This window comes from Mycobacterium arosiense ATCC BAA-1401 = DSM 45069 (assembly GCF_002086125.1).
Taxonomy (GTDB): Bacteria; Actinomycetota; Actinomycetes; order Mycobacteriales; family Mycobacteriaceae; genus Mycobacterium; species Mycobacterium arosiense.
Window position 1 is genome coordinate 1 of the sequence record NZ_MVHG01000031.1, and the last position, 20,345, is coordinate 20,345.

22 protein-coding genes are annotated in these 20,345 nt (G+C 69.5%); 4 read left to right on the plus strand and 18 right to left on the minus strand.

Annotated elements, in window-relative coordinates; translation table 11 throughout:
- From BST14_RS14125 to eccCa, 9 genes are all read right to left on the minus strand, one after another.
- Positions 1-945, minus strand: a 945-nt coding sequence (locus BST14_RS14125) for a hypothetical protein (RefSeq protein ID WP_083064985.1), incomplete at its 3' end; no start/stop codon positions are given.
- Between the two features lie 3 nt (positions 946-948).
- Complete coding sequence (locus BST14_RS14130) at positions 949-1,278, minus strand: hypothetical protein (RefSeq protein ID WP_083064986.1); 330 nt, start codon at positions 1,276-1,278, stop codon at positions 949-951.
- Between the two features lie 49 nt (positions 1,279-1,327).
- Positions 1,328-2,689: a phosphoglucosamine mutase gene (gene glmM / locus BST14_RS14135; protein WP_083064987.1), complete on the minus strand. Its 1,362-nt coding sequence runs from the start codon at positions 2,687-2,689 to the stop codon at positions 1,328-1,330.
- Between the two features lie 150 nt (positions 2,690-2,839).
- Positions 2,840-3,298 carry a 30S ribosomal protein S9 gene (rpsI, locus tag BST14_RS14140; RefSeq protein WP_438502163.1) on the minus strand — a complete coding sequence of 153 codons (459 nt, stop codon included), beginning with the start codon at positions 3,296-3,298 and terminating at the stop codon, positions 2,840-2,842.
- 74 nt (positions 3,299-3,372) lie between these two features.
- Positions 3,373-3,816, minus strand: a complete 444-nt coding sequence (gene rplM, locus BST14_RS14145) for a 50S ribosomal protein L13 (RefSeq protein WP_007773455.1) — start codon at positions 3,814-3,816, stop codon at positions 3,373-3,375.
- 248 nt (positions 3,817-4,064) lie between these two features.
- The gene (locus BST14_RS14150) at positions 4,065-4,361 is read right to left on the minus strand and encodes a WXG100 family type VII secretion target (protein ID WP_083065025.1); all 297 of its coding nucleotides are present in this window, start codon (positions 4,359-4,361) and stop codon (positions 4,065-4,067) included.
- A 14-nt stretch (positions 4,362-4,375) separates the two neighbouring features.
- A complete protein-coding gene (locus BST14_RS14155; RefSeq protein ID WP_083064989.1) occupies positions 4,376-4,690 on the minus strand; it encodes a WXG100 family type VII secretion target in 315 nt (104 codons plus the stop codon).
- 43 nt (positions 4,691-4,733) lie between these two features.
- A complete protein-coding gene (locus tag BST14_RS14160) occupies positions 4,734-5,963 on the minus strand; it encodes a type VII secretion-associated protein (RefSeq protein ID WP_083064990.1) in 1,230 nt (409 codons plus the stop codon).
- Positions 5,960-9,640, minus strand: a complete 3,681-nt coding sequence (eccCa, locus tag BST14_RS14165; RefSeq protein ID WP_083064991.1) for a type VII secretion protein EccCa — start codon at positions 9,638-9,640, stop codon at positions 5,960-5,962. Before eccCa ends, BST14_RS14160 begins: the two co-directional genes overlap by 4 nt.
- A 130-nt stretch (positions 9,641-9,770) precedes the next feature.
- Here eccCa and eccD point away from each other — a divergent pair, with 130 nt between their 5' ends.
- On the plus strand, positions 9,771-11,156 hold the full coding sequence (eccD, locus tag BST14_RS14170; protein ID WP_245845402.1) for a type VII secretion integral membrane protein EccD: 1,386 nt from the start codon (positions 9,771-9,773) through the stop codon (positions 11,154-11,156).
- Positions 11,150-12,463: a type VII secretion-associated serine protease mycosin gene (mycP, locus tag BST14_RS14175; RefSeq protein ID WP_083064993.1), complete on the plus strand. Its 1,314-nt coding sequence runs from the start codon at positions 11,150-11,152 to the stop codon at positions 12,461-12,463. The genes eccD and mycP overlap by 7 nt, the downstream gene beginning before the upstream one ends.
- On the opposite strand, the gene eccB is transcribed toward mycP, so the two are convergent.
- Positions 12,428-13,807 (minus strand): type VII secretion protein EccB, encoded by a 1,380-nt coding sequence (gene eccB / locus BST14_RS14180; RefSeq protein WP_083064994.1) that lies wholly within the window; start codon positions 13,805-13,807, stop codon positions 12,428-12,430. The two genes, mycP and eccB, sit on opposite strands and share 36 nt — an antisense overlap.
- A gap of 121 nt (positions 13,808-13,928) precedes the next feature.
- On the opposite strand from eccB, the gene BST14_RS14185 reads away from it, so the two are divergent.
- Together BST14_RS14185 and BST14_RS14190 are read left to right on the plus strand one after the other, a co-directional pair.
- The gene (locus BST14_RS14185; RefSeq protein ID WP_438502162.1) at positions 13,929-14,867 is read left to right on the plus strand and encodes a cutinase family protein; all 939 of its coding nucleotides are present in this window, start codon (positions 13,929-13,931) and stop codon (positions 14,865-14,867) included.
- Positions 14,868-14,908: 41 nt separating this feature from the next.
- Positions 14,909-15,544, plus strand: a complete 636-nt coding sequence (locus BST14_RS14190; protein WP_083064995.1) for a cutinase family protein — start codon at positions 14,909-14,911, stop codon at positions 15,542-15,544.
- On the opposite strand, the gene truA is transcribed toward BST14_RS14190, so the two are convergent.
- From truA to infA, 8 genes are all read right to left on the minus strand, one after another.
- A complete protein-coding gene (gene truA, locus BST14_RS14195; protein WP_083064996.1) occupies positions 15,541-16,401 on the minus strand; it encodes a tRNA pseudouridine(38-40) synthase TruA in 861 nt (286 codons plus the stop codon). The genes BST14_RS14190 and truA overlap by 4 nt on opposite strands.
- Positions 16,379-17,011 (minus strand): 50S ribosomal protein L17, encoded by a 633-nt coding sequence (gene rplQ, locus BST14_RS14200; protein ID WP_083064997.1) that lies wholly within the window; start codon positions 17,009-17,011, stop codon positions 16,379-16,381. The genes truA and rplQ overlap by 23 nt, the downstream gene beginning before the upstream one ends.
- Before the next feature lie 118 nt (positions 17,012-17,129).
- The gene (locus BST14_RS14205; protein ID WP_083064998.1) at positions 17,130-18,173 is read right to left on the minus strand and encodes a DNA-directed RNA polymerase subunit alpha; all 1,044 of its coding nucleotides are present in this window, start codon (positions 18,171-18,173) and stop codon (positions 17,130-17,132) included.
- Positions 18,174-18,249: 76 nt separating this feature from the next.
- Complete coding sequence (rpsD, locus tag BST14_RS14210) at positions 18,250-18,855, minus strand: 30S ribosomal protein S4 (protein ID WP_008260255.1); 606 nt, start codon at positions 18,853-18,855, stop codon at positions 18,250-18,252.
- A 10-nt stretch (positions 18,856-18,865) separates the two neighbouring features.
- Positions 18,866-19,282, minus strand: coding sequence for a 30S ribosomal protein S11 (gene rpsK / locus BST14_RS14215; RefSeq protein WP_083064999.1), 417 nt, complete (start codon positions 19,280-19,282; stop codon positions 18,866-18,868).
- A 6-nt stretch (positions 19,283-19,288) separates the two neighbouring features.
- Positions 19,289-19,663: a 30S ribosomal protein S13 gene (rpsM, locus tag BST14_RS14220; RefSeq protein ID WP_066880444.1), complete on the minus strand. Its 375-nt coding sequence runs from the start codon at positions 19,661-19,663 to the stop codon at positions 19,289-19,291.
- Between the two features lie 175 nt (positions 19,664-19,838).
- Positions 19,839-19,952 (minus strand): 50S ribosomal protein L36, encoded by a 114-nt coding sequence (rpmJ, locus tag BST14_RS14225; RefSeq protein WP_003879483.1) that lies wholly within the window; start codon positions 19,950-19,952, stop codon positions 19,839-19,841.
- A 52-nt stretch (positions 19,953-20,004) separates the two neighbouring features.
- The gene (gene infA / locus BST14_RS14230) at positions 20,005-20,226 is read right to left on the minus strand and encodes a translation initiation factor IF-1 (RefSeq protein ID WP_003418601.1); all 222 of its coding nucleotides are present in this window, start codon (positions 20,224-20,226) and stop codon (positions 20,005-20,007) included.
- Positions 20,227-20,345 lie beyond the last annotated feature (119 nt).

The following is a 20,345-nucleotide window of genomic DNA, read 5'->3' on the forward strand; positions in this document are numbered from 1 at the left end:
ACCCAGATCGCCGCCACCGAGCCCACCCCCCAGGCCGCCCAGTCCGCCCAGTCCGCCCGCCGGGGCGCCCAGGGCATCGCCGAGCCCGGCGCCCCAGTCCGCGGGACTCGCCGGTGCGGCGGCGACGAGCGGGGGCGCCGAAACCGTCGGATCCGGTGCGGCGGTGACCGGTACGGGCGCGGCGGTGGCCGGCGCGGCGGTCGTCGACGTCGGTGCCGGTTGCGCCGGCGGGGCGAGCGGCACCGGCGCAACGTCGGCCCCGAGGTCGCCGGGAAACTCGAAGCGCGCCGTCGGGACGGCGGCCATCTTGTCGATGACCATGGCGTAGGACGTGTCGACCCCGTCCGAGGCGGCCCGCACCGCTGTCAACCAGTCATTGCCAATGTCGTTGTCCACGTACGGCATCACCTGTTGGCGGATCACGTCCGCCGCGCCGTCTCGGTCCCCGGCCTGCACGGCGGCAGCGGCGGCCAGCCATGCCGGCCGGTGGGCGCCCACGCGGTCGTCGACGGCTACGACGGTCGCCACCTCCGAATCGACCAGGTACCACAGGTTGTCGCGCAGCGACTCGAACCGTTGGGCCGCCGCGCGCAGCTCGGTGGTAACCGCGTCCGCGGCGTCACAGTGCCGCTGCAACAGCTGCACGGCGGCGTCTCCGCCCGGACCGGTCCACGCCGCGGCCAGCTCGGCCACCTGGGCGCGCTGCATCCGCAGCGCTTCGCCCGCCACCGCGGCCGCCGCCCGCAGTTCGGCACAGTCGCGGTCCAGCGCGTGCAGGTCCAGGCCGTCCTCACCCGCATACCACTCGCGGACCCGCGCGGGATTGTTTGTCAGATCGGCGTTTTCGTAACCCAGAACCTGGCAGGCCCGCACGTAGGCCTGGGTGTGCTCGACCGAATCCCGGCCCTCGGCAAGCCGGGCGGCCACATCCAACCGGTCCGCCATCGGCTAGGCGATCCGTGCCGCGGCATACAGTTCGGCGTCCGCGTAGCGCTCGGCGCTGGACCGCAGCGCGACGGCGATCTCCGCCGACGTGCGCCCCCACTGCGACACCTGCGCCACCAGCCGCTCGACTTCCACGCGCAGGGCGTCGCCGCGCGCGGCGTGCGCGCGCCCGGCGGCGGCCCCACCGAACGCCAGCCTGGCCAGGTGATCGCTCACCGCGCGGTCGATGAAGTCGGCCGAAATGGCGAATCGATTAGCGACCCGCTGTGTGACCGGCCCGTCGATCTGGGTGCGGGCGACGGCCACAGGTCGTGTTCCCCCAACGGATTTCATGTCTTATCCGACGCCCGCCGACGCGGCCCGGTTCCGCGGGGTCAGCGATCTACAGCGCGTCGCTGACCGCTTCGGCGACCCGGGTGGCGATCCGCGCCGCGACGTCTTTCTCGGGTGCTTCCACCATGACGCGGATCATCGGTTCGGTTCCCGACGGGCGCAACAGTATTCGGCCGGTATCGCCCAGCTCGGCCTCGGCCTGCCCGACCGCGCTGCGCACCGCGGGCGCGCTGGCGGCGATGTCCTTGTCGGCGACGGTGACGTTGATCAGCACCTGCGGCAGCGTCTGCATCGCCGAGGCCAACTCGGCCAGCGACGAGCCGGTCTGCACCATGCGGTTCATCAGCCGCAGGCCCGTGACGATGCCGTCACCGGTCGAGCCCAGCGCGGGCATGACGATGTGTCCGGACTGCTCGCCGCCCAGGCTGTAGTCGCCGGCCCGCAACTCCTCGACCACGTAGCGGTCGCCAACCCCGGTGGTGCGCACCGTGATTCCGGCCGAGCGCATGGCCAGATGCAGGCCCAGGTTGCTCATCACGGTGGTGACCAGCGTTCTGGATGCCAGCTCGCCGGCCTCGTGCATCGCCAGCGCGAGCACCACCATGATGTGGTCGCCGTCGACCAGGTTGCCCCCCGCGTCGATGGCCAGGCACCGGTCGGCGTCGCCGTCATGCGCCAGCCCGAGGTCGGCACGGTGCGCGACGACCGCCGCGCGCAGCGAATCCAGATGCGTGGACCCGCAGTTGTCGTTGATGTTGAGCCCGTTGGGGTCGGCATTGATCGCGATCACCCGGGCGCCGGCCGCGCGGTAGGCGCGCGGCCCCACCGCGGAGGCCGCGCCGTGGGCGCAGTCCACCACCACGGTCAACCCGTCGAGGCGCAGCGTGCTGGCCTTGCTCAGATGGCGCAGGTAGCGGTCGGCCGCGTCCTCGGCGTCGATCACCCGGCCGATCCCGGCGCCGACCGGACGCAACCCGGGATCGACGTCGACCAACCCCTCGATCTGGTCCTCGGTGCCGTCGTCGAGCTTGCGGCCGCCGGGGCCGAAGATCTTGATCCCGTTGTCGGGCATGGGGTTGTGCGACGCGGAGATCATCACCCCGAAGTCGGCGTCGTAGGCCCCGGTCAGGTAGGCGACCGCGGGGGTGGGCAGCACCCCGACCCGCAGCGCGTCGACGCCCTGACTGGTCAGCCCGGCGATCACCGCGGCCTCCAGCATCTCGCCGCTGGCCCGCGGATCGCGGCCGATCACCGCGACCCGCCGGCCCGGTGCCGGCGCGCTCGCCAGGTGCCGCGCCGCCGCGCTCGCCAGGTGCCGCGCCGCCGCGGAACCGAGCGCCAGCGCCAGCTCGGCGGTCAACTCGCGATTGGCGACCCCACGGACACCGTCGGTGCCGAATAGTCGACCCATGCGGACAAACCTCTCACAGTCGTCGGGCTTGCACCTAACGTGCCCGTTCCTTTGTGAATGAAACCGGCCACGTCGTGGCGCAGACACGCCGCAACCGGCCACAACTTGTGCACCGCGATGCCAAGTTGTGGCCGGATAGCGATCGCTCGATCAGCGCTTGCTGTACTGAGGCGCCTTGCGGGCCTTCTTCAGGCCGTACTTCTTGCGCTCCGTGGCCCGCGGGTCACGGGTGAGGAAGCCGGCCTTCTTCAGCGAGGGCCGGTCCTCGGGCTGCGCCAGGATCAGCGCCCGCGCGATGCCCAGGCGAAGCGCGCCGGCCTGCCCCGACGGGCCGCCACCGTGCAGCAGTGCATAGATGTCGAAGCTGTCCACCCGGTCGACGGTGACCAGCGGGGCCTTGATGAGCTGCTGGTGCACCTTGTTGGGGAAGTAGCCCTCGAGGGTGCGGCCGTTCAGGTTGAACTTGCCGGTGCCGGGCACCAGGCGCACCCGCACCACGGCCTCCTTGCGGCGGCCGACGGTCTGGATGGGCCGGTCGAAGACGAACGACTGGGCGGGCGCGGCGCCCGCGGCGGTCTCAACCGGGGCTTCGGTCACCTCGGCGGCCACTGCTTCCTCCGTGGCCTGCGCGGCTTGCGGGTTGTCCGGGTTTTCGGGATTTTCCAGGGCCTCGGTCGTTTCGGTCACTGGGCCACCTGCTTGATCTCGTACGGAACGGGCTGTTGTGCGGCGTGGGGGTGCGTCGGGCCGGCGTAGACGTGCAGCTTGCGCGCGATCTGGCGGGCCAGCTTGTTCTTGGGCAGCATGCCGACGATCGCGTCCTCCACGACACGGTCGGGGTGCTTGTCCATCAGCTCGCGGATGGTTCGGCTGCTCAGACCGCCGGGATACCCCGAGTGACGGTAAGCCAGCTTCTTGTCCAGCTTTTGGCCGCTGAAGGCGACCTTGTCGGCGTTGATGACGATGACGAAGTCACCGCCGTCGACATTGGGGGTGAACGTCGGCTTGTGCTTGCCGCGCAGCAGGGTGGCTGCCGCGACGGCAAGGCGGCCAAGCACCACGTCCGTGGCGTCGATGACGTGCCACGACCGCGTGGTGTCACCCGCCTTTGGCGTGTACGTAGGCACAGCGCTTACCTTCTTCTTCTCGAGGGTGGATCCCGGTGGAAGCCGGGGGCCGGTCAGGCGTTCGCGGTAAGGGCTTGGTCTCGGCGACCGACATTGACCCGAGGCCCCGGCGTACCGCACGCCAACGGAGCAGCTTACCGACCGCCATCCCCGCAGGTCAAAATGACTGTGTGGTCCCGACGGCTCTCCCCCGCCAGGACCACACAGTCTCACGGCGCGGTGCGGACCGCGCGGTGTCCCTTCGGCCGCTATCGCGCCCAGACGCCGGCGGCCCGGCGGTCGGCGTTGGCCACCTCTTCGGCACCGTCGCGTACCGCGTTTCCCAGCTCGGCCAAAATCTCGTTGAGCGCGGTCGCCGACTGATGCCATTTCAGCTGTTCCGCCTGGTAGGCGGCGGCCGCTTCACTGGTCCAGAGCTGCCGCAGCGGTGCGATCCGCGAGCTCAGCTCGTCGAGCGCGGCGTTGAAGCGGGCCGACGTGGCGTGGATGTCCTGGCGCACCGAGTGTTCGATTTCGCCGAAGTTATAGGAAAGCACCGGGTCCACGGGGTCCTCTCTCGTCACAGGTTTGCGCCGGCGGCGGCGATGTGGTGTGCATGGCTTTGGCCTGCCTCCTGCAGGGTGGCGGCGTTGTGCCGAATGGTGTCCGCGATCGTGTTCAGCGCGTGGTAGAGCCTCAGTGACTCGGCGTTCCAGCGATCCATCACGTCTTTGAAGCGCGCGGCCGCAAGCCCGCCCCACGCCGATGGCGGCACGCCGTTCATGCGGCCGACGAATGCCTGCAGCATCGCCCGCATTTCCTCGTTGCGGGCGTCGGTGGTACCGGCCACCGAGCGCATCAGGTCGAAGTCGGTGCTCAGTGCGTTTGGGGACATACCAATTTCGACCCGCACGGCGGTGCTTTGGTTCCACCGGATTTCAGCCGATTGCGTGGGCCGATCGCACCGCCCGCTCGCAGGCATCGCGGACGGTGTCCTCGTCGCCGGCGCGGCTCTGGCAACCGATGCTGATCCGGACCGGGCCGTCCAGCAGCACGGTCCAGCGCACGTGATGGCCGGCGCGCACCTCGCGATATGTCACCGCCGGCCGGCCGGCGCTGGTTCCGGACGGATTGAAGTCGACGAAAACACCGGGCGGCTCGGCGTCGATCGCGCGCTTCAACCGGTCCGCGGTGCCGCTCAGGGTCTCGCCGGCCACCGGGGACTGGGTGATGTGCAGGGCGACCTCGGGATCCGTCGGGGACGTGACCTGTACGCGCGCCGAGCCCGGTCCGCTGAGCACCCGTTGCGTCGACCAGGTCGCCGGGACCGCCAGCGCTACCCGGCCCTCCACCAGAAAAGTCGTGGGCGCGGTTTCGACCGGTTTGGGCGCCACGACGCCGGGCCGGCCCACGCTGAGCGCCGTCGGCGCCGCCGCGCCGACGACGACCACAGCCGCCCCGAGCGCGCTCAGCGTCCGTCCGCGCCATCGGACGGCGCAAGCGGACGCGCCGGCTGCACGCGCGAGGCGGGCCGGCCGCGCGAGCCGGGCGAGCCGGATGTCGTTGATCTCGAGGGTGTTTGGGCTTCCCTGTCCGCTTCCGCGCACCGCGTCGGCGATCAGTGTCGCGAGCCCCGGCGCGCCGGTGACCGTGCTCGGGGTGTCGATCAGCACTGCCGCGGGAGCCATCCCGGCGACAATGCCCGCAACGTCGCGGGCGACGGACCGCGGGTCGGCATTGCGCGGTACGGCGGTGACCTCGTTTGCGATGATCGCCACCAGTCGCTCGGCGATTTCGACCACTACGGTCGCGTCCGGTGCGGCATCCGATGCCCGCATCAGCAGCGACGCCCGCGTCCGCGTCCGCACTTCGCCTGCCACGGCGGCACCGGCCGCGCGCACCACACCTACGCGCGCGGACGGCCACCACGACGGATGAACGACGACCATCGCGCCGCGGTGCCCGCGGGTTACCGATCGCAGCGCGGTTTCCCACAGCGCGTCGACGGCTACCGGACGCTCCTCGACCAGCGCCACCTGGTCGTCTATCGCATCCAGCGCGGCTCGCACGGTGTCGGCCAGCCCGGCGTCGGCGACCGTGTCTGTGGCGCAACACAATCGGCGGATCGTTCCGGGGCCGGCCTCGACGATCGCCGGGTGCTCGCTCATGGTGGACTCCAGGCAACCTGGACAAGTTCTTCGTCGCCGGCCCGAGTGCTCAGCACGCCGCGGCCCGGCGGCAATATCACCGGCTGGGTGGAACCGAACGTTCCGCCCTCAGTTGGGCATCCGCTCATCTTCAGCGACATGCAACCGAGGTCGCGCAGGCTCGCCAGTAGCGGCTCGAACATCGCGCGCTCGACGCCACCGCTGCGACGGGCGATGACCAGATGCAACCCCAAATCCGGCGCGTGCGGCAAGAATTCGACGATCGGCCCCAGCGGGTTGCCCGTCGGGGTGGCAACCAGGTCGTAGTCATCGACGACGACATAGAGCTCCGGTCCGGACCACCAGGGGCCGCCGCGCAATCGGGCCTGGCTGGCGTCGGGCGGCCGCATGCGCTCCTGCAGCGAATCGAGCAGGCCGGGCAACAATACGGCCAGGGCGGCGGGGGACATGGCATAGCCACCGAGATGATCCGACTCGACGACGCCAAGCAGGGCGCGGCGGAAGTCGACGACCAACAGCCGGGCTTGCATGGGCGTCTTCGTCCGGACGATTTCTCGGCACAACGTCCGGAGCGTGGCGGTCTTGCCGCACTCGTTGTCGCCGAGCACCAGGAGGTGCGGCCGTTGCGCGAAATCGATTACCACCGCGTCTAATTCCCGCTCCCGCAGACCGAGCAGCGGCTGCGCTTTCGGCTCGGGGTTCGATCCGCGCACCATATCTTCGCGATCCACGCGCAGGGGCAGCAGCGGTATGGGCGGGGCGACCGACTCACCGGCACGCACCTCGGCGATGGGCGAGGCGATCACCATCTGCAGGCCCTCCGCCGAAAGACCACGGCCCGGCCTGTCGCGCGGCACATGCTGCGCGGCCCTGCGATCGATTTCGGAGTCCGCCGGATCGCCGAGTCGTAACTCGATGCGGGTGCCGATCTGGTCCCGCAGCGAAGGCCGGACCTCGGCCCACCGCGTCGCCGACAACACCAGGTGCACGCCGTACGAAAGCCCGTGGGCCGCCAGCGCGGTGATCGACTCCTCCAGCGCTTCGAATTCTTGGCGTACGCTCGCCCAGCCGTCGATGACGAGGAACACGTCGCCGAACCGGTCTTCGTTCATTCGCCCCTGGCGGTATTGGGCGATCGAGGCGATGCCGTCGTCGCGAAACACCGTTTCCCGGCGGCGAATGACCGACTCGCATTCCGCGACGATTCGGCCGGCCAGACGCGGGTCCGCGCGCCCGGCAACCGCTCCCACATGCGGCAGCGTGTGCACCGTCGACAGGCCTCCGCCACCGAAATCCAGGCAGTAGAACTGCACCTGCCCAGGATCGTGCGTGGCCGCCAAAGCGGTGATGAGCGTTCGCAACGCCGTCGATTTTCCCGCTTGGGGACCGCCGACGACCGCCACATGGCCTGCGGCCCCGGCCAAATCGACCATCAGCGGTGTCCGGCACTGATCGAACGGGCGGTCGACGGTGCCGATGGGTACCGTCAGGCGTCCCGGCACGCACTCGGCGCCGGCCAGCACCGTGTCCAGCGGCGGTGCCGGGCCGAGCGGGGGCAGCCAAACCCGGTGCGCGAGCGGACCTCGGCCGGACAACCGGTCCAGGACGGCATGCGAGATGGTGCGCTCGGGCTTCGCCCTCGCCTCGACCGCCCGGCTGACGGTACCGGTGACCCCGGTGCTGAACGCCCGCACCGAACCGGCCGCCGCGGCGGGAATACGGGACGCGGTGTCGGTGGGCAGCGGCGCCGAAACGGACGCGGCCTGGAAGCGAATCGGATCGCCGCCGCTTACCCGCAAGAGGCCGGCGCCCGGAGCGCTCGGCAGTCGGTATGCGTCGAGATTGCCGAGCAATGTTTGGGATTCACTGGTCGACAGCGTCTTCAAGCACAGTCGATACGACAGGTGGGCGTCCAGCCCGCGTAGCCGGCCCTCGTCGAGGCGCTGACTGGCGAGCAGCAGGTGCATGCCCAGCGACCGCCCGAGGCGGCCGATCGCGACGAACATTTCGGCAAAATCGGGTTGTTGGCTGAGCAATTCGGAGAATTCGTCGACAATGACGAACAATGTGGGCAGCGGGGCCCACGCCGCCCTGGCCGCCCGCGCGTGCTCGTATGCCGTGACGCTGACGCAGCCCGCCGTCCGCAGCAATTGCTGGCGACGGTTCATCTCGCCCGCCAGGGCGTCGCGCATCCGCGCCACCAGCGGCGCGTCGTCGGCCAGGTTGGTGATCACCGCGGACACGTGGGGGGCGTTTGCATAGTCGAGAAAGGTTGCGCCGCCTTTGAAGTCGACGAGCAGCAGGTTGAGCGCCTCCGGCGAATTGTGGGCCATCATGCCCAGCGCGATGGTGCGCAACAGCTCCGACTTGCCCGACCCGGTGGCGCCGATGCACAGCCCGTGTGGGCCCATCCCGCCTTCGGCCGGCTCCTTGATGTCCAGCAAGAGTGGAAAACCCTGCGCGGTGGTTCCGATCGGTACGCGCAGGCGGTCGCGGTGTCGTTGGCGGGGCCACAGCGTGGCCGGGTCGAAGCGGTCAAGATCGGACAGCCCGGCCAGCTCTGGCCAATTGGGCTCCGCACCCCTCCGACGGGCCGTGCTCGGGTGGTACCCGGCCAGCCGGCGGGCGCAAATCAGCGCGTCGATGGGCGACATCTGGTCGGGGCTCAGTTCCGGTGCCGGTCGGGTGCGCGCCGCGATGATCAGCGGTGCGCCCTCGCGGGTGTTGCCCGCCCCGATGGTGGTCGCGCCGGCGATCGGATCGATGCCGTCGGCCAGATCGGTGACCACCACCACGTCGGGCCCTTGCACCGCGGCGAGCGCGCGCCGCGCCTGCGCCGCGCCCGAATAGACCATCCGCACCGGGCCCGCCGCATCGACATCGGCCGGATGCTGGTTGTGTGGCAGCCATTTCAACCATTCCCAGTGTTCACGATTCTCATCGTCGATGGCGGCGGCGATCAGCACGTGATCGGGTGCATGCAGCACCGCGAGCTGGCAAAGGATCGCTCGCAGGAGCCCGCGCACCTCGGCCGGATCGCCGTCGATCCGCACCTGCGTTTCGCCACCCAGGTCGATCGTGACCGGCGCGCGGACCGTCGCATGCGCCTCCAGGAAGCGCCGTAGCGCCAGGGCGGTGACCGGATCGCGACGCTCCTCCGGGGGAAGCGAGGGCGAGACCAATCGGCGAGCCAGTGGCTGCGGGCCCATGCCGACCCGCACCAGGCCGAAGTCGGTGCCGCCCGCTCGCCTTTCCCACATCCGCGGACCGCCGATCAAGGTCCACAGCGTGTCGGGATCGGGATGGTCGTGAATCGACGAGCTGTTCTGTGCCACAGCGATTTCGGCGACGGACCGGCTTAGCCCCTTCAGGTAGTCGAGGTAGCGGTCGCGGTCGGCGTCGATCCCACCGCCGCCCCGGCGGGCGGCACCGGTCAGCGCGGTCACCACGGTCGAGACCAGCATCAAGGCGGGGAATGCCAGAAACACGGGGTTGCGGGCCGAGCCATTCCCGGCGCTGAACACCGCGGCCATCACGCTCATGCACGCCAGGGAGAGCATCACCGGAAGCAGCCGCGTTAACAGGCCCGACGTCGCCGGGGACGGGAGGTTTGGCGGTGCGTCGACAACGATGTCGGCAACACCCGTCCCCGGCACCGCCGGCAAACTCTGGGTCACCTCGTCCCCTTCCCGGTGCGACGACGGTAGGTAGCACGGACACCGGCGACAAGTCACCTGTGGACAGCGGTACACCGGAGCCGCTCGAACCCGGCTATGTTCTGCGTCAATCCGACCGAAGGGTTCGCTGTTGCCTGCCATCGATACCGGGTTGCGACGCGTCTGCGTGCACTGGGACGCCGTCGCCGTCGACATCGTCCTACCCGCCACAATCCCTGTCGCCGTGCTGCTTCCGTCGGTCATCGACATCCTCGGTGTCGACTGCCCCGACGGCCACGCCGTGCGCTACCGCTTGTCGATGCCCGGCGCGTCCGGGTTGGATCCGTCGATGACGCTGGGCGAGCACGGCATCGGTGACGGTACGATCCTGGTGCTGAGCCGGAGCACCTCGCCGTTGCCCGGCCCCCGTTACTTCGATGTCGCGGACGCCGTCGCGGCCACAGTCGCCGCGGCCACCGAATCGCGCGACGGCCCCACGCACCGGCGCGCGGTCCGGTTGGTCGGCGCGGCGGCGGCGATGCTCTCGGCGGGGGTCGGAGGGCTGGTGGTCCTGTGTAATGCGCTGGACACCAACGGAAGCCGGGATGCGGCCACGACCGGGTCATTTCTGTCGTCCGGGGTGCTCACCCTGGGGCTGGCGGCCATCGCGCGGCGCGGCCATCAAGATCAGACCGCCGGACTAGTGCTGAGCGCAATCGCGACCGCGTTTGCAGGGATCGCCGGTTTCGTGGCGGTGCCGGGTCCAGTCGGCATTCCCCACGTCTTGCTGGCCGCGGCGTCGAGCGGGGTCGCCGCGGTTGTGGCGATGGGCGTATCGGGTTGCGGCGTGGTCACTTTGACGGCCGTCTCGTGCGCAGCCGTGGTGATCACGCTGGCGGCGTTGGCGGGTGTGATCGGCGGGATGCCGTTGTCCGCCATCGCTTCGGCGGCGGGGCTGGTGTCCCTTGGCCTGCTCCCGGTGGCGCCGCGCGTATCGATCGCACTGGCGGGGTTATCGCCGCTACCGGGGACACCGCAGGTTACGGAGATCGAGCCGAGCGGCGCCAGGGTGCGCCGCCGAGCGGCTCGCGCCGACAGCTTTTTAACGAGCCTGCTGGCCGGATTGTCGATATCGGCCGCCGTGGGAGCGGTCATCACCGTGCTCACCGGAGCGCCGCGCCCGTCGTGCACCGCGTTCGGCACGCTCACCGGCGCGCTGTTGCTGTCGCACGCCCGGTCCACCGACATCAGAAGGATGCTGACATTCGCGGTCAGCGGAATCGCGGTCGCAGCAACAACTTTCGGCGTGGCGAGCTCACGCGCGGCGATGCACGGACCCTGGGTTGCCGCCGCAACGACGGCGTCGGTCGTCGTGGCGCTGTATGTCGGCTTCGTCGGCCCGTCGCGGCCCGCCTCGCCCGTCGTGCGACGCAGCACCGGACTGCTGGAATGGCTGGCGCTGGCCGCGATGGTCCCGTTGACATGCTGGATTTGTGGAATCTACGGCGCGGTCCGCGGTTTGAGCCTGCCATGGTGAACTCCCGCGCCGGCCGGCTGTTGGCCGTGTCGGCGCTGACGCTGGCGATCGCGCTCGGAACCCCGACGGCGCACGCCGTCACGCCCCCGGACGTCGACGACAGGTGGTTGCCCGAGCCGGCGCGGCCAACGTCGCCGTGGCCGACCGCGCAACGCGAGGTTTGCGCCACGATGACCGCCGACTCGGGGCCGGGACGCAACCGACCGGCAAATCTTGGTGACCTGTCGGCGGTCTGGCAACTCAGCCGCGGCACCGGACAACGGGTCGCGGTCATTGACACGGGAATCTCGCGACATCGTCGCCTGCCCGATGTGGTGCCCGGGGGTGACTACGTGTCCACCGGCGACGGCACGCAGGATTGCGATGCGCACGGCACGCTGGTGGCCGGAATCATCGCGGCCACAGCGGATTCCAATTCCGACAATTTCAGCGGGGTGGCACCCGATGCCACATTGATCAGCATTCGCCAGTCCAGTGCCAAATTCGCCCCGGCCAGCGACCGATCCCGCACCGGGGTCGGCGACGTCGACACCATGGCGAAGGCCGTCCGGACGGCCGCCGACCTGGGTGCCTCGGTGATCAACATTTCCTCGGTTGCGTGCACACCGGTGGCCTCGGCGCCCGATGACCGCGCGCTGGGTGCAGCACTGGCTTATGCCGTCGACGTCAAGAACGCCGTCGTTGTGGCCGCGGCGGGCAACACCGGCGGCGCCGGACAGTGCCCGCCGCAACGTGGCGACGCCACCTGGCAGACGCTCACGGTCACCGTCAGTCCAGCCTGGTACGACGACTACGTGCTGACCGTCGGATCGGTGAAAGCCGAAGGAACGCCCTCGTCGTTCACCCTTGCCGGTCCCTGGGTGGATGTCGCCGCACCGGGTGAGGCGGTGACGTCACTCGGGCCGGAGCCGGTGTCCGGTACCAGCTATGCCGCCCCGATGGTCAGCGGGGTGGCGGCGCTGATCCGCGCCCGCTTCCCGGCGCTGAGCGCCCGCCAGGTGATGCAGCGCATCAAGACGACGGCGCGTCATCCACCCGCCGGGTGGGATCCCCTCGTCGGCAACGGCACCGTCGACCCGCTCGCCGCGGTCAGCGCCGGCACCGGTGCTGCCGCCGACGGTCCCGGCCCATCGCCGCGGCCCGTGCCGATCTCGGCACCGCCGGCGGTGCAGCCGCGCGATTCCCGCGCCCGGGATACCGCGCTGCGTGGCGCCGCGATCTGTCTGGTTGCGCTGACGATCGCGCTGTCCGCCGGGGCGGCTAGGGGCCGCCTACGGCGAACCGGCGACCGCGTCGCGGGCGACTGAGGCGTTCCGTCGGTTCAGCTCCGGCCCGGCCGGCAGCAGCGTGAGCAGCGGCCACGGCGCCGGGGTCGCGTCCGCGAGACCGAGGTCGCGCGCGGCGTCGTCGTCGTGAACGGCGAATCGGACTCCGGTGTCGGTGATCAGGTAGCGGGTGCCGGCGTCGTCGCCCGCCCGCACGTAGGCGCTTCGGCCGACCGGAACATACGCGGCGTCCAACGCGGGGCCGTCGCCGTCGGCTTGCGCCAGGGCCACCGGCGCCCGGCCGGTCGGGATGGGCAACCCGACCTCCGCCACGAAGGCGACGCCGGTTCTCCCCGGCCCCCAGCTGGCGCACAACGTGCCGGCGGGCGCAAAGAGCGCAGGCGCCCGGTCGGGAAAGAGGGCGACCGGTAGCTCGGCGACGACGGGAGCGGCCCGGATCGCGTCGGGGGCGATGGTAACGGCGTTGGTCGTGCCCTGTGGATTGGACAAGCGCAGCAGGTCGGCCGCCACCTGACCGATGCGTTGCAGCCCGGCGGCCAGCACCGCGTAGAACTCGTCGCCGTCGGCGCGCGTGATGCGAAGCACACTGCCGACCGCAAACCCGGGCAGGACCGGCGTCCGGGCGCCGCTGCCGCGGATTCGCGGGGGCGCGATCGGCGGCGCTTCCGGGACGGCGTTCAGCAACGCTTGCGAGACGATCAACGGCGCCCGGCGCTCTAGGCGCAGCGCGCGCAAAACGGCAGCGTCGTCGAGGTCCACCAGCGCCCGGTGGCCGTCGTACAGCAAGTAGGCCGTCGAACCCGGAGCGGGAGCCACCAGGATCGCTTGCCCGCCGGGCACCCGATGCGCCGGTGGCGCCTCGGAGCGTCGACCGATGATGATGGCCGTGGCGGTGCTGGCGCCGGTGTGAGCGCAGATCGACCAATCCGTCTCGTCCGGGGACAGCGGCCTGCCAAGGAATTCCGGGGCACCCGGAATGCCCAGCAACGGGCCGCGTTTGGTGGCGCCCAGGTCGGATTCGGTGACCGGCTGGGGGTTGGCGGCCGTCGCCGCGATGAGCCGGGCGGAGGCCAGGTTGAGCACCGGGTGCCAGACGTCGCCCACCCGGACGAAGAGGGCACCGGATTCACGACTCATCACGATCCGAGTGCGGTCCAGCGCTGGATGCGGTCGCAGGACGGCGAGAAGAGCGCAGCCGGCCACGGCGATGGCGGTGACGACACAGCCGAACAGCAGCGAGGCCCGGCGCGCGCGTGCGCCGGGCCAGGCCGTCGCGATGTCCTCGCCCAGCAACGCGCTTTCGACGCGCCGCAGCAAATATCGGTAAGCGCTGACGTGCAGCCAGGCGGCCGGCCGACGCGGCACGAGATCTCCTCATCCGGTGGATCCGTCGACGCCCACGGTAAACCTCCGTTTCGCGCCGGCGGAGCGGTTATCCACAGGTCGCGGGAGTTTCGCCGTACTAGAAAATGGGTAGAATCGCCCGGTGAAAACTCACCGCACACGTACCCCTCGGGCGGGCACCGCGCGGTTAGCGGGCCGTTTGATCGGCCTGGGTGCGTCTGCCCTGGTTATCGCGTCCGGCCTGCTCGCAACCCCCGCCGCGGCACCCAAGGCCTCCGCCGACGACTGCCCGGACGTCGAGGTCATCTTCGCCCGCGGCACCAACGAGCCCCCGGGCCTGGGCCGGGTCGGCGACGCCTTCGTGGATTCGCTGCGCCAGCAGACGGGCGGCCTGAACATCTTGCCCTACGGGGTGAATTACGCCGCCAGCAAGCTGCAGTTGCACGGCGGTGACGGCGCCAACGACACCATCGACCGCGTCAAGAAGAGCGTGGAGAAGTGCCCCAACACCAAGATCGTGCTGGGCGGCTACTCGCAGGGCGCCTCGGTGATGGACATCGTGGCCGGCGTCCCGATCGGCGGCATCAACTGGGGGAACGCCCTGCCGGCGCAGTACGCCAACAACATCGCGGCCGTCGCCACCTTCGGCGACGTGGCCGACCGTGCCGGCGGGACCCTGCCCAGCCAGAGCAAATTGCTGGGCTCCAAAGCCATCGATTTGTGCAACCCCAACGACCCGATCTGCCACGCCGGACCCGGTAACGAGTGGAGCGGGCACACCGAGGGCTACATCCCCGTCTACACCACCCAGGCCGCGGCGTTCGTCGCGCAAAAGCTCGCGGCCGCCGGTCTCGGCCAGCAGGCGCCCGCGTTCGGTCCGCCGCTGGGCCCCGGCTACGGACCGCAGACCCCCGGCTACGGGCCTCAGATCCCCGGCTACGGACCTCAGCAGTCGCCGGTCTACGGGCAGAATCCGCCCGGGTCGGTACCCTCGATTCACGGCGGTACCGGCACCGCTCCGGCTCCCGCGCCGTCGCTGCCCGCGCCCGCCACGGTCGCACCGCAAGCACCTCTCGTCTGAATCGTTACCGCCGGGTTATCAACCCCCTTTAACATCGCTGTGTGAGGCTTATCCCGTTAGGGCTGGGCATCGGAATCGGCGCGACGGGCGCGTTATTGATTGCCCCCCAATTGGTTCCGCATGCCTCGGCATCGTGCCCCGGCGTTGAGGTGGTATTTGCCCGCGGCACCGACGAGCCGCCCGGCGTCGGCAAGGTGGGCGGCGCCTTCGTCAGCGCGTTGCGCGAGCAGACCCGCAAAAGCGTTGGCGCATATGGGGTGAACTACCCGGCAAACAAGGATTTTCTCGCCGCCACCAACGGCGCCAACGACGCCAGCACCCACATCCAACAAATGGCCGCCAACTGCCCCGGCACCAAACTGGTGCTGGGCGGGTACTCGCAGGGCGCCGCCGTCGTCGACATCGTCACGGCCGCACCGGTGGCCGGCCTCGGCTATCGCCAGCCCCTGCCGCCCGCGGCCGCCGATCACGTCGCCGCGGTCGCCCTGTTCGGCAATCCGTCCGGCCGCGCGGGTCAACTGATGAGTGCCCTGTCCCCCAATTTCGAGGGCAAGACCATCGACCTGTGCAACCCGGGCGACCCGATCTGCTCGTCGGGCATGCAGTGGAGCTCGCACCTGGGCTACGTGCCCGGATTGACCAACAAGGCAGCAAAATTCGTCGCGGCCAGGGTCTAGCGCGAGCGTATGTCGCGGGTGATCAGGTTGCGCGCCGCCAGCTGATCATCGGGCGGGTAGTCCACGCCGACCAGCGACAAACCGTGGGCGGGCGCGACGGCGAAGTCGCTGGAACGCTCGGTGGCGCTAAGCAATTCGCGGCAATAGCACACCGGGCGGCGGTGCTCGCCGACGGCCAGCAGCGCCCCGACCAGTGAACGCACCATCGACCAGCAGAACGCGTCGGCGCTGACCTGCGCGGTGATCAGGTCGCCGTCGCGGGTCCACTGAAGGCGCTGCAGGTCGCGAATGGTGGTGGCATTGTCGCGGTGGCGGCAGAACGCGGCAAAGTCGTGCAGCCCCAGCAGGTCTCGCGACGCGGTCGCCATGGCGTCGACGTCCAGGGGGCGCGGCCACGCGGTGACGTAGCGGGCCTGCAGCGGCGGCACGCCCCATGGCGCCGTCGAGAGCCGGTACACGTAGTGACGACGCAGCGCCGAGAACCGGGCGTCGAAACCCGCCGGCGCGCGGGTGATGTCGGTGACGCGGACGTCGGTGGGCAAAAACCGGCCCAGCCGGCGCAGCAGCGGCAGAAACTCGGGCTCACCGACGTGCGGTGCGCGCGGATAGGCGTTGGACAGCGCGGCCAGCGGCACGTCGACGTGCGCCACCTGCCCGGTGGCATGCACACCGGCGTCGGTGCGTCCCGCCGCGCGCAGGCGCACCGGCGTGCGAAAGACCGTCGTCAGCGCCTCGTCGAGAATCCCGGCCACGGTCCGCTGGCCGGCCTGGGTGGCCCAGCCCGCGAAACCTGTTCCGTCGTAGGCGATACCGAGCCGCAGACGGACGTCCTCGCTAACTCTCGTCAGCCTCGTCATTCGCCTCGGCGGCTTCGGCTTCCGCCCGCGCGGCCACGGCCTGCTCGGCCTTGTCCTCGGCTTCGGCCTGGGCCTTGGTGGGCTGGGCCTCGGTCGTGGCCTCCTCGGCTTCGGCCGTGGCCTCCTCGGCCGTCGGGCCGACCGCTTCCTCGGGCTCGACGGACGCCTGCGGTGCCGCCGCCGCCGCGACGGGAGCGTCGGACTTCTTGGAAGCCTTCACCCGTCGCGCCCGGTCGGCCTCGGAGGTGACCGTCTTCTCCCGCACCAGCTCGATCACGGCCATCGGGGCGTTGTCGCCCTTGCGTGGCTCGACCTTGATGATGCGGGTGTAGCCGCCGTTGCGGTCGGCGTAGAACGGGCCGATCTCCGCGAACAGGGCGTGCACCACGTCCTTGTCGCGGATCTTCTTGAGCACCTCGCGACGGTTGTGCAGCGCACCCTTTTTCGCGTGCGTGATCAGCTTCTCCGCGTATGGCCGCAACGCCCGCGCCTTGGGCTCGGTCGTCTTGATCCGGCCGTGCTCGAACAGCGAGGTGGCCAGGTTGGCCAGCAGGGCCTTCTGGTGCGAAGACGACCCGCCGAGGCGAGGTCCCTTGGTGGGCTTGGGCATTGCGACTGTCTCCTAAGTGGGGCCGACCCCCGTATCAGGTAGGGCCGGGACGGACTTCTCTTGTCGGTGTCCGGTTCCTCAGCGACCGCTGCACGGCCGCATCGTCGCCGGACGTCTGTTACAGCTGTTCGGTTTCCGCGTAATCCTGGTCGTCGTAGGCCGCCTCGGAAGACCAGGTGCCGGTGGCGACGTCGTAGCCCGCGACCTGCGAGGGGTCGAAGCTCGGCGGGCTGTCCTTGAGCGACAGGCCCAGCTGGTGCAGCTTGACCTTCACCTCGTCGATGGACTTCTGACCGAAGTTGCGGATGTCGAGCAGGTCGGACTCGGTGCGGCTGACCAGCTCGCCGACGGTGTGCACACCCTCGCGCTTGAGGCAGTTGTAGGAGCGCACCGTCAAATCCAGGTCGTCGATCGGCAGCGCGAACGACGCGATGTGGTCGGCCTCGGCCGGCGACGGCCCGATCTCGATGCCCTCGGCCTCGACGTTGAGTTCGCGTGCCAGACCGAACAATTCGACCAGGGTCTTACCCGCCGACGCCAGCGCGTCGCGCGGGTTGATCGAGCTCTTGGTCTCGACGTCGAGGATCAGCTTGTCGAAGTCGGTGCGCTGCTCGACGCGGGTGGCGTCCACCTTGTAGGTGACCTTGAGCACCGGCGAGTAAATGGAATCGACCGGGATGCGGCCGATTTCGGCACCCGAGGCGCGGTTCTGCACGGCCGGCACGTAGCCACGGCCGCGCTCGACGACCAGCTCGACCTCAAGCTTGCCCGTGTCGTTCAGCGTCGCGATGTGCAGGTCGGGGTTGTGCACGGTGACACCGGCCGGCGGCACGATGTCACCCGCGGTGACCGCGCCCGGGCCCTGCTTGCGCAGGTACATGGTGACCGGCTCGTCCTCCTCGGAGGACACCACCAGGCTCTTGAGGTTCAAGATGATCGCGGTGACGTCTTCCTTGACGCCCGGCACGGTGGTGAACTCGTGCAGCACGCCGTCGATGCGGATGCTGGTGACGGCCGCACCCGGAATCGAGGACAGCAGCGTCCGGCGCAACGAATTGCCCAGGGTGTAACCGAATCCCGGCTCCAGCGGCTCGATGACGAACTGGGAGCGGCTGTCGGTGAGGACTTCCTCCGACAATGTGGGTCGCTGAGAGATCAGCATGGTGTTTCTTCTTCTCCTTCTCGGCACCCGCTATTTGATGCCGTTGGGGTTTCGAGCCGGGCGGCTCGAAAGTCCGTTACTTCGAGTAGAACTCGACGATGAGCTGCTCGGTGAGCGGCACGTCGATCTGCGCCCGCTCGGGCAGCTGGTGGACCAGGATGCGCTGACGCTCCCCCACCACCTGCAGCCAGCTGGGGATCGGGCGGTCGCCCGCGGTCTCCCGGGCGATCTGGAACGGCACGGTGTTCAGCGAGCCGTCCCGCACGTCGATGATGTCGTACTGCGACACCCGGTAGCTGGGGACGTTGACGTGCACGCCATTGACGCTGAAGTGTCCGTGGCTGACCAGCTGACGCGCCATCCGGCGGGTGCGGGCCAAACCGGCGCGGTACACGACGTTGTCCAGCCGGCTTTCCAGGATGCGCAGCAGTTCTTCACCCGTCTTGCCGGGCTGGCGGACGGCCTCTTCGTAGTAGCGACGGAACTGCTTTTCCATCACGCCGTAGGTGAAGCGCGCCTTCTGCTTCTCCTGCAGCTGCAGCAGGTATTCGCTCTCCTTGATCCGCGCGCGGCCGTGCTGGCCGGGCGGGTAGGGGCGCTTTTCGAACGCCTGGTCGCCGCCGACGAGGTCGGTGCGCAGCCGGCGCGACTTACGGGTGACGGGTCCGGTGTAACGAGCCATTGATCTTCTCCTAGACCCTTCTGCGCTTCGGAGGGCGAACGCCGTTGTGCGGCTGGGGGGTGACGTCGGCGATCGCGCCGACCTCCAGACCGGCCGCCTGCAGCGACCGGATCGCCGTCTCCCGGCCCGAGCCCGGGCCCTTCACGAACACGTCGACCTTCTTCACGCCGTGCTCCTGCGCCTTGCGGGCCGCGTTCTCGGCGGCCAGCTGCGCGGCGAACGGCGTGGACTTGCGCGAGCCCTTGAACCCGACGTGACCCGACGACGCCCAGGCGATGACGTTGCCCTGCGGGTCGGTGATGGTCACGATCGTGTTGTTGAAGGTGCTCTTGATGTGGGCGGCACCGTGCGGGACGTTCTTCTTTTCCCGGCGACGGGCCTTCTGCCCCTTCTTGCTGGCGGCTGCTGCCTTCTTGGCTGGTGGCATGGGGGGTTACCTGGCCTTCTTCTTGCCGGCGATGGTGCGCTTGGGGCCCTTGCGGGTGCGCGCGTTGGTCTTGGTCCGCTGGCCGCGCACCGGCAGGCCGCGGCGGTGCCGCAGGCCCTGGTAGCAACCGATCTCGATCTTGCGCCGGATGTCGGCCTGAACCTCGCGGCGCAGGTCACCCTCCACCTTCAGGTTCGCTTCGATGTAGTCACGCAGGTGGGTCAGCTGGTCATCGGTCAGGTCCCGGGTGCGCAAATTCCGGTCGATGCCGGTGGCTTCCAGAATCTCGTTCGAGCGGGTGCGGCCGACGCCGAAAATGTAGGTCAGGGCGATCTCCATCCGCTTGTCACGCGGAAGGTCGACGCCGACTAGTCGAGCCATAGGTGGCGTTTCCTCTTTTTCTAGGCGGAGGTCTGATCCCAGCCCGTTCCCGGTCCCACGTGGGTGTTACCGGGGCCCGGCCTCCGTCCGGGCGTGGATGAACTGGCCCATATCTAGATATGCCAGCCGTTCAGTGGTGCTGGGAGGTCTGCATTCAGTTGTGCAGTCGTCCAGGTCAGCCCTGGCGCTGCTTGTGGCGCGGATCGGAGCAGATCACCATGACCCGCCCATGCCGACGGATCACCCTGCACTTGTCACAGATTGGCTTGACGCTCGGGTTCACCTTCACGGCTGTTCGATCCTGTTCTGTCTATTCGTAGGTTGTCGGAGATCAGGCGCTGTCACTTGTACCGGTACACGATGCGGCCGCGGGACAGGTCGTAGGGAGACAACTCCACCACCACCCGGTCCTCCGGCAGGATGCGAATGTAGTGCTGTCGCATCTTGCCGCTGATGTGGGCAAGCACCTTGTGACCGTTCTCCAGCTCAATGCGGAACATCGCATTGGGCAGCGGCTCGACCACCCGGCCTTCCACCTCGATGGCGCCGTCCTTCTTGGCCATAACTACTAAAGAATCCTCGTCGTATAGTTTCGTTCTCGTCTGCGCCTGATCGACGCGACATCGCACCGACTTGGAACGTGAGCCGGTGACAGGAAATTCCTAGGGACTTGGCACACAAA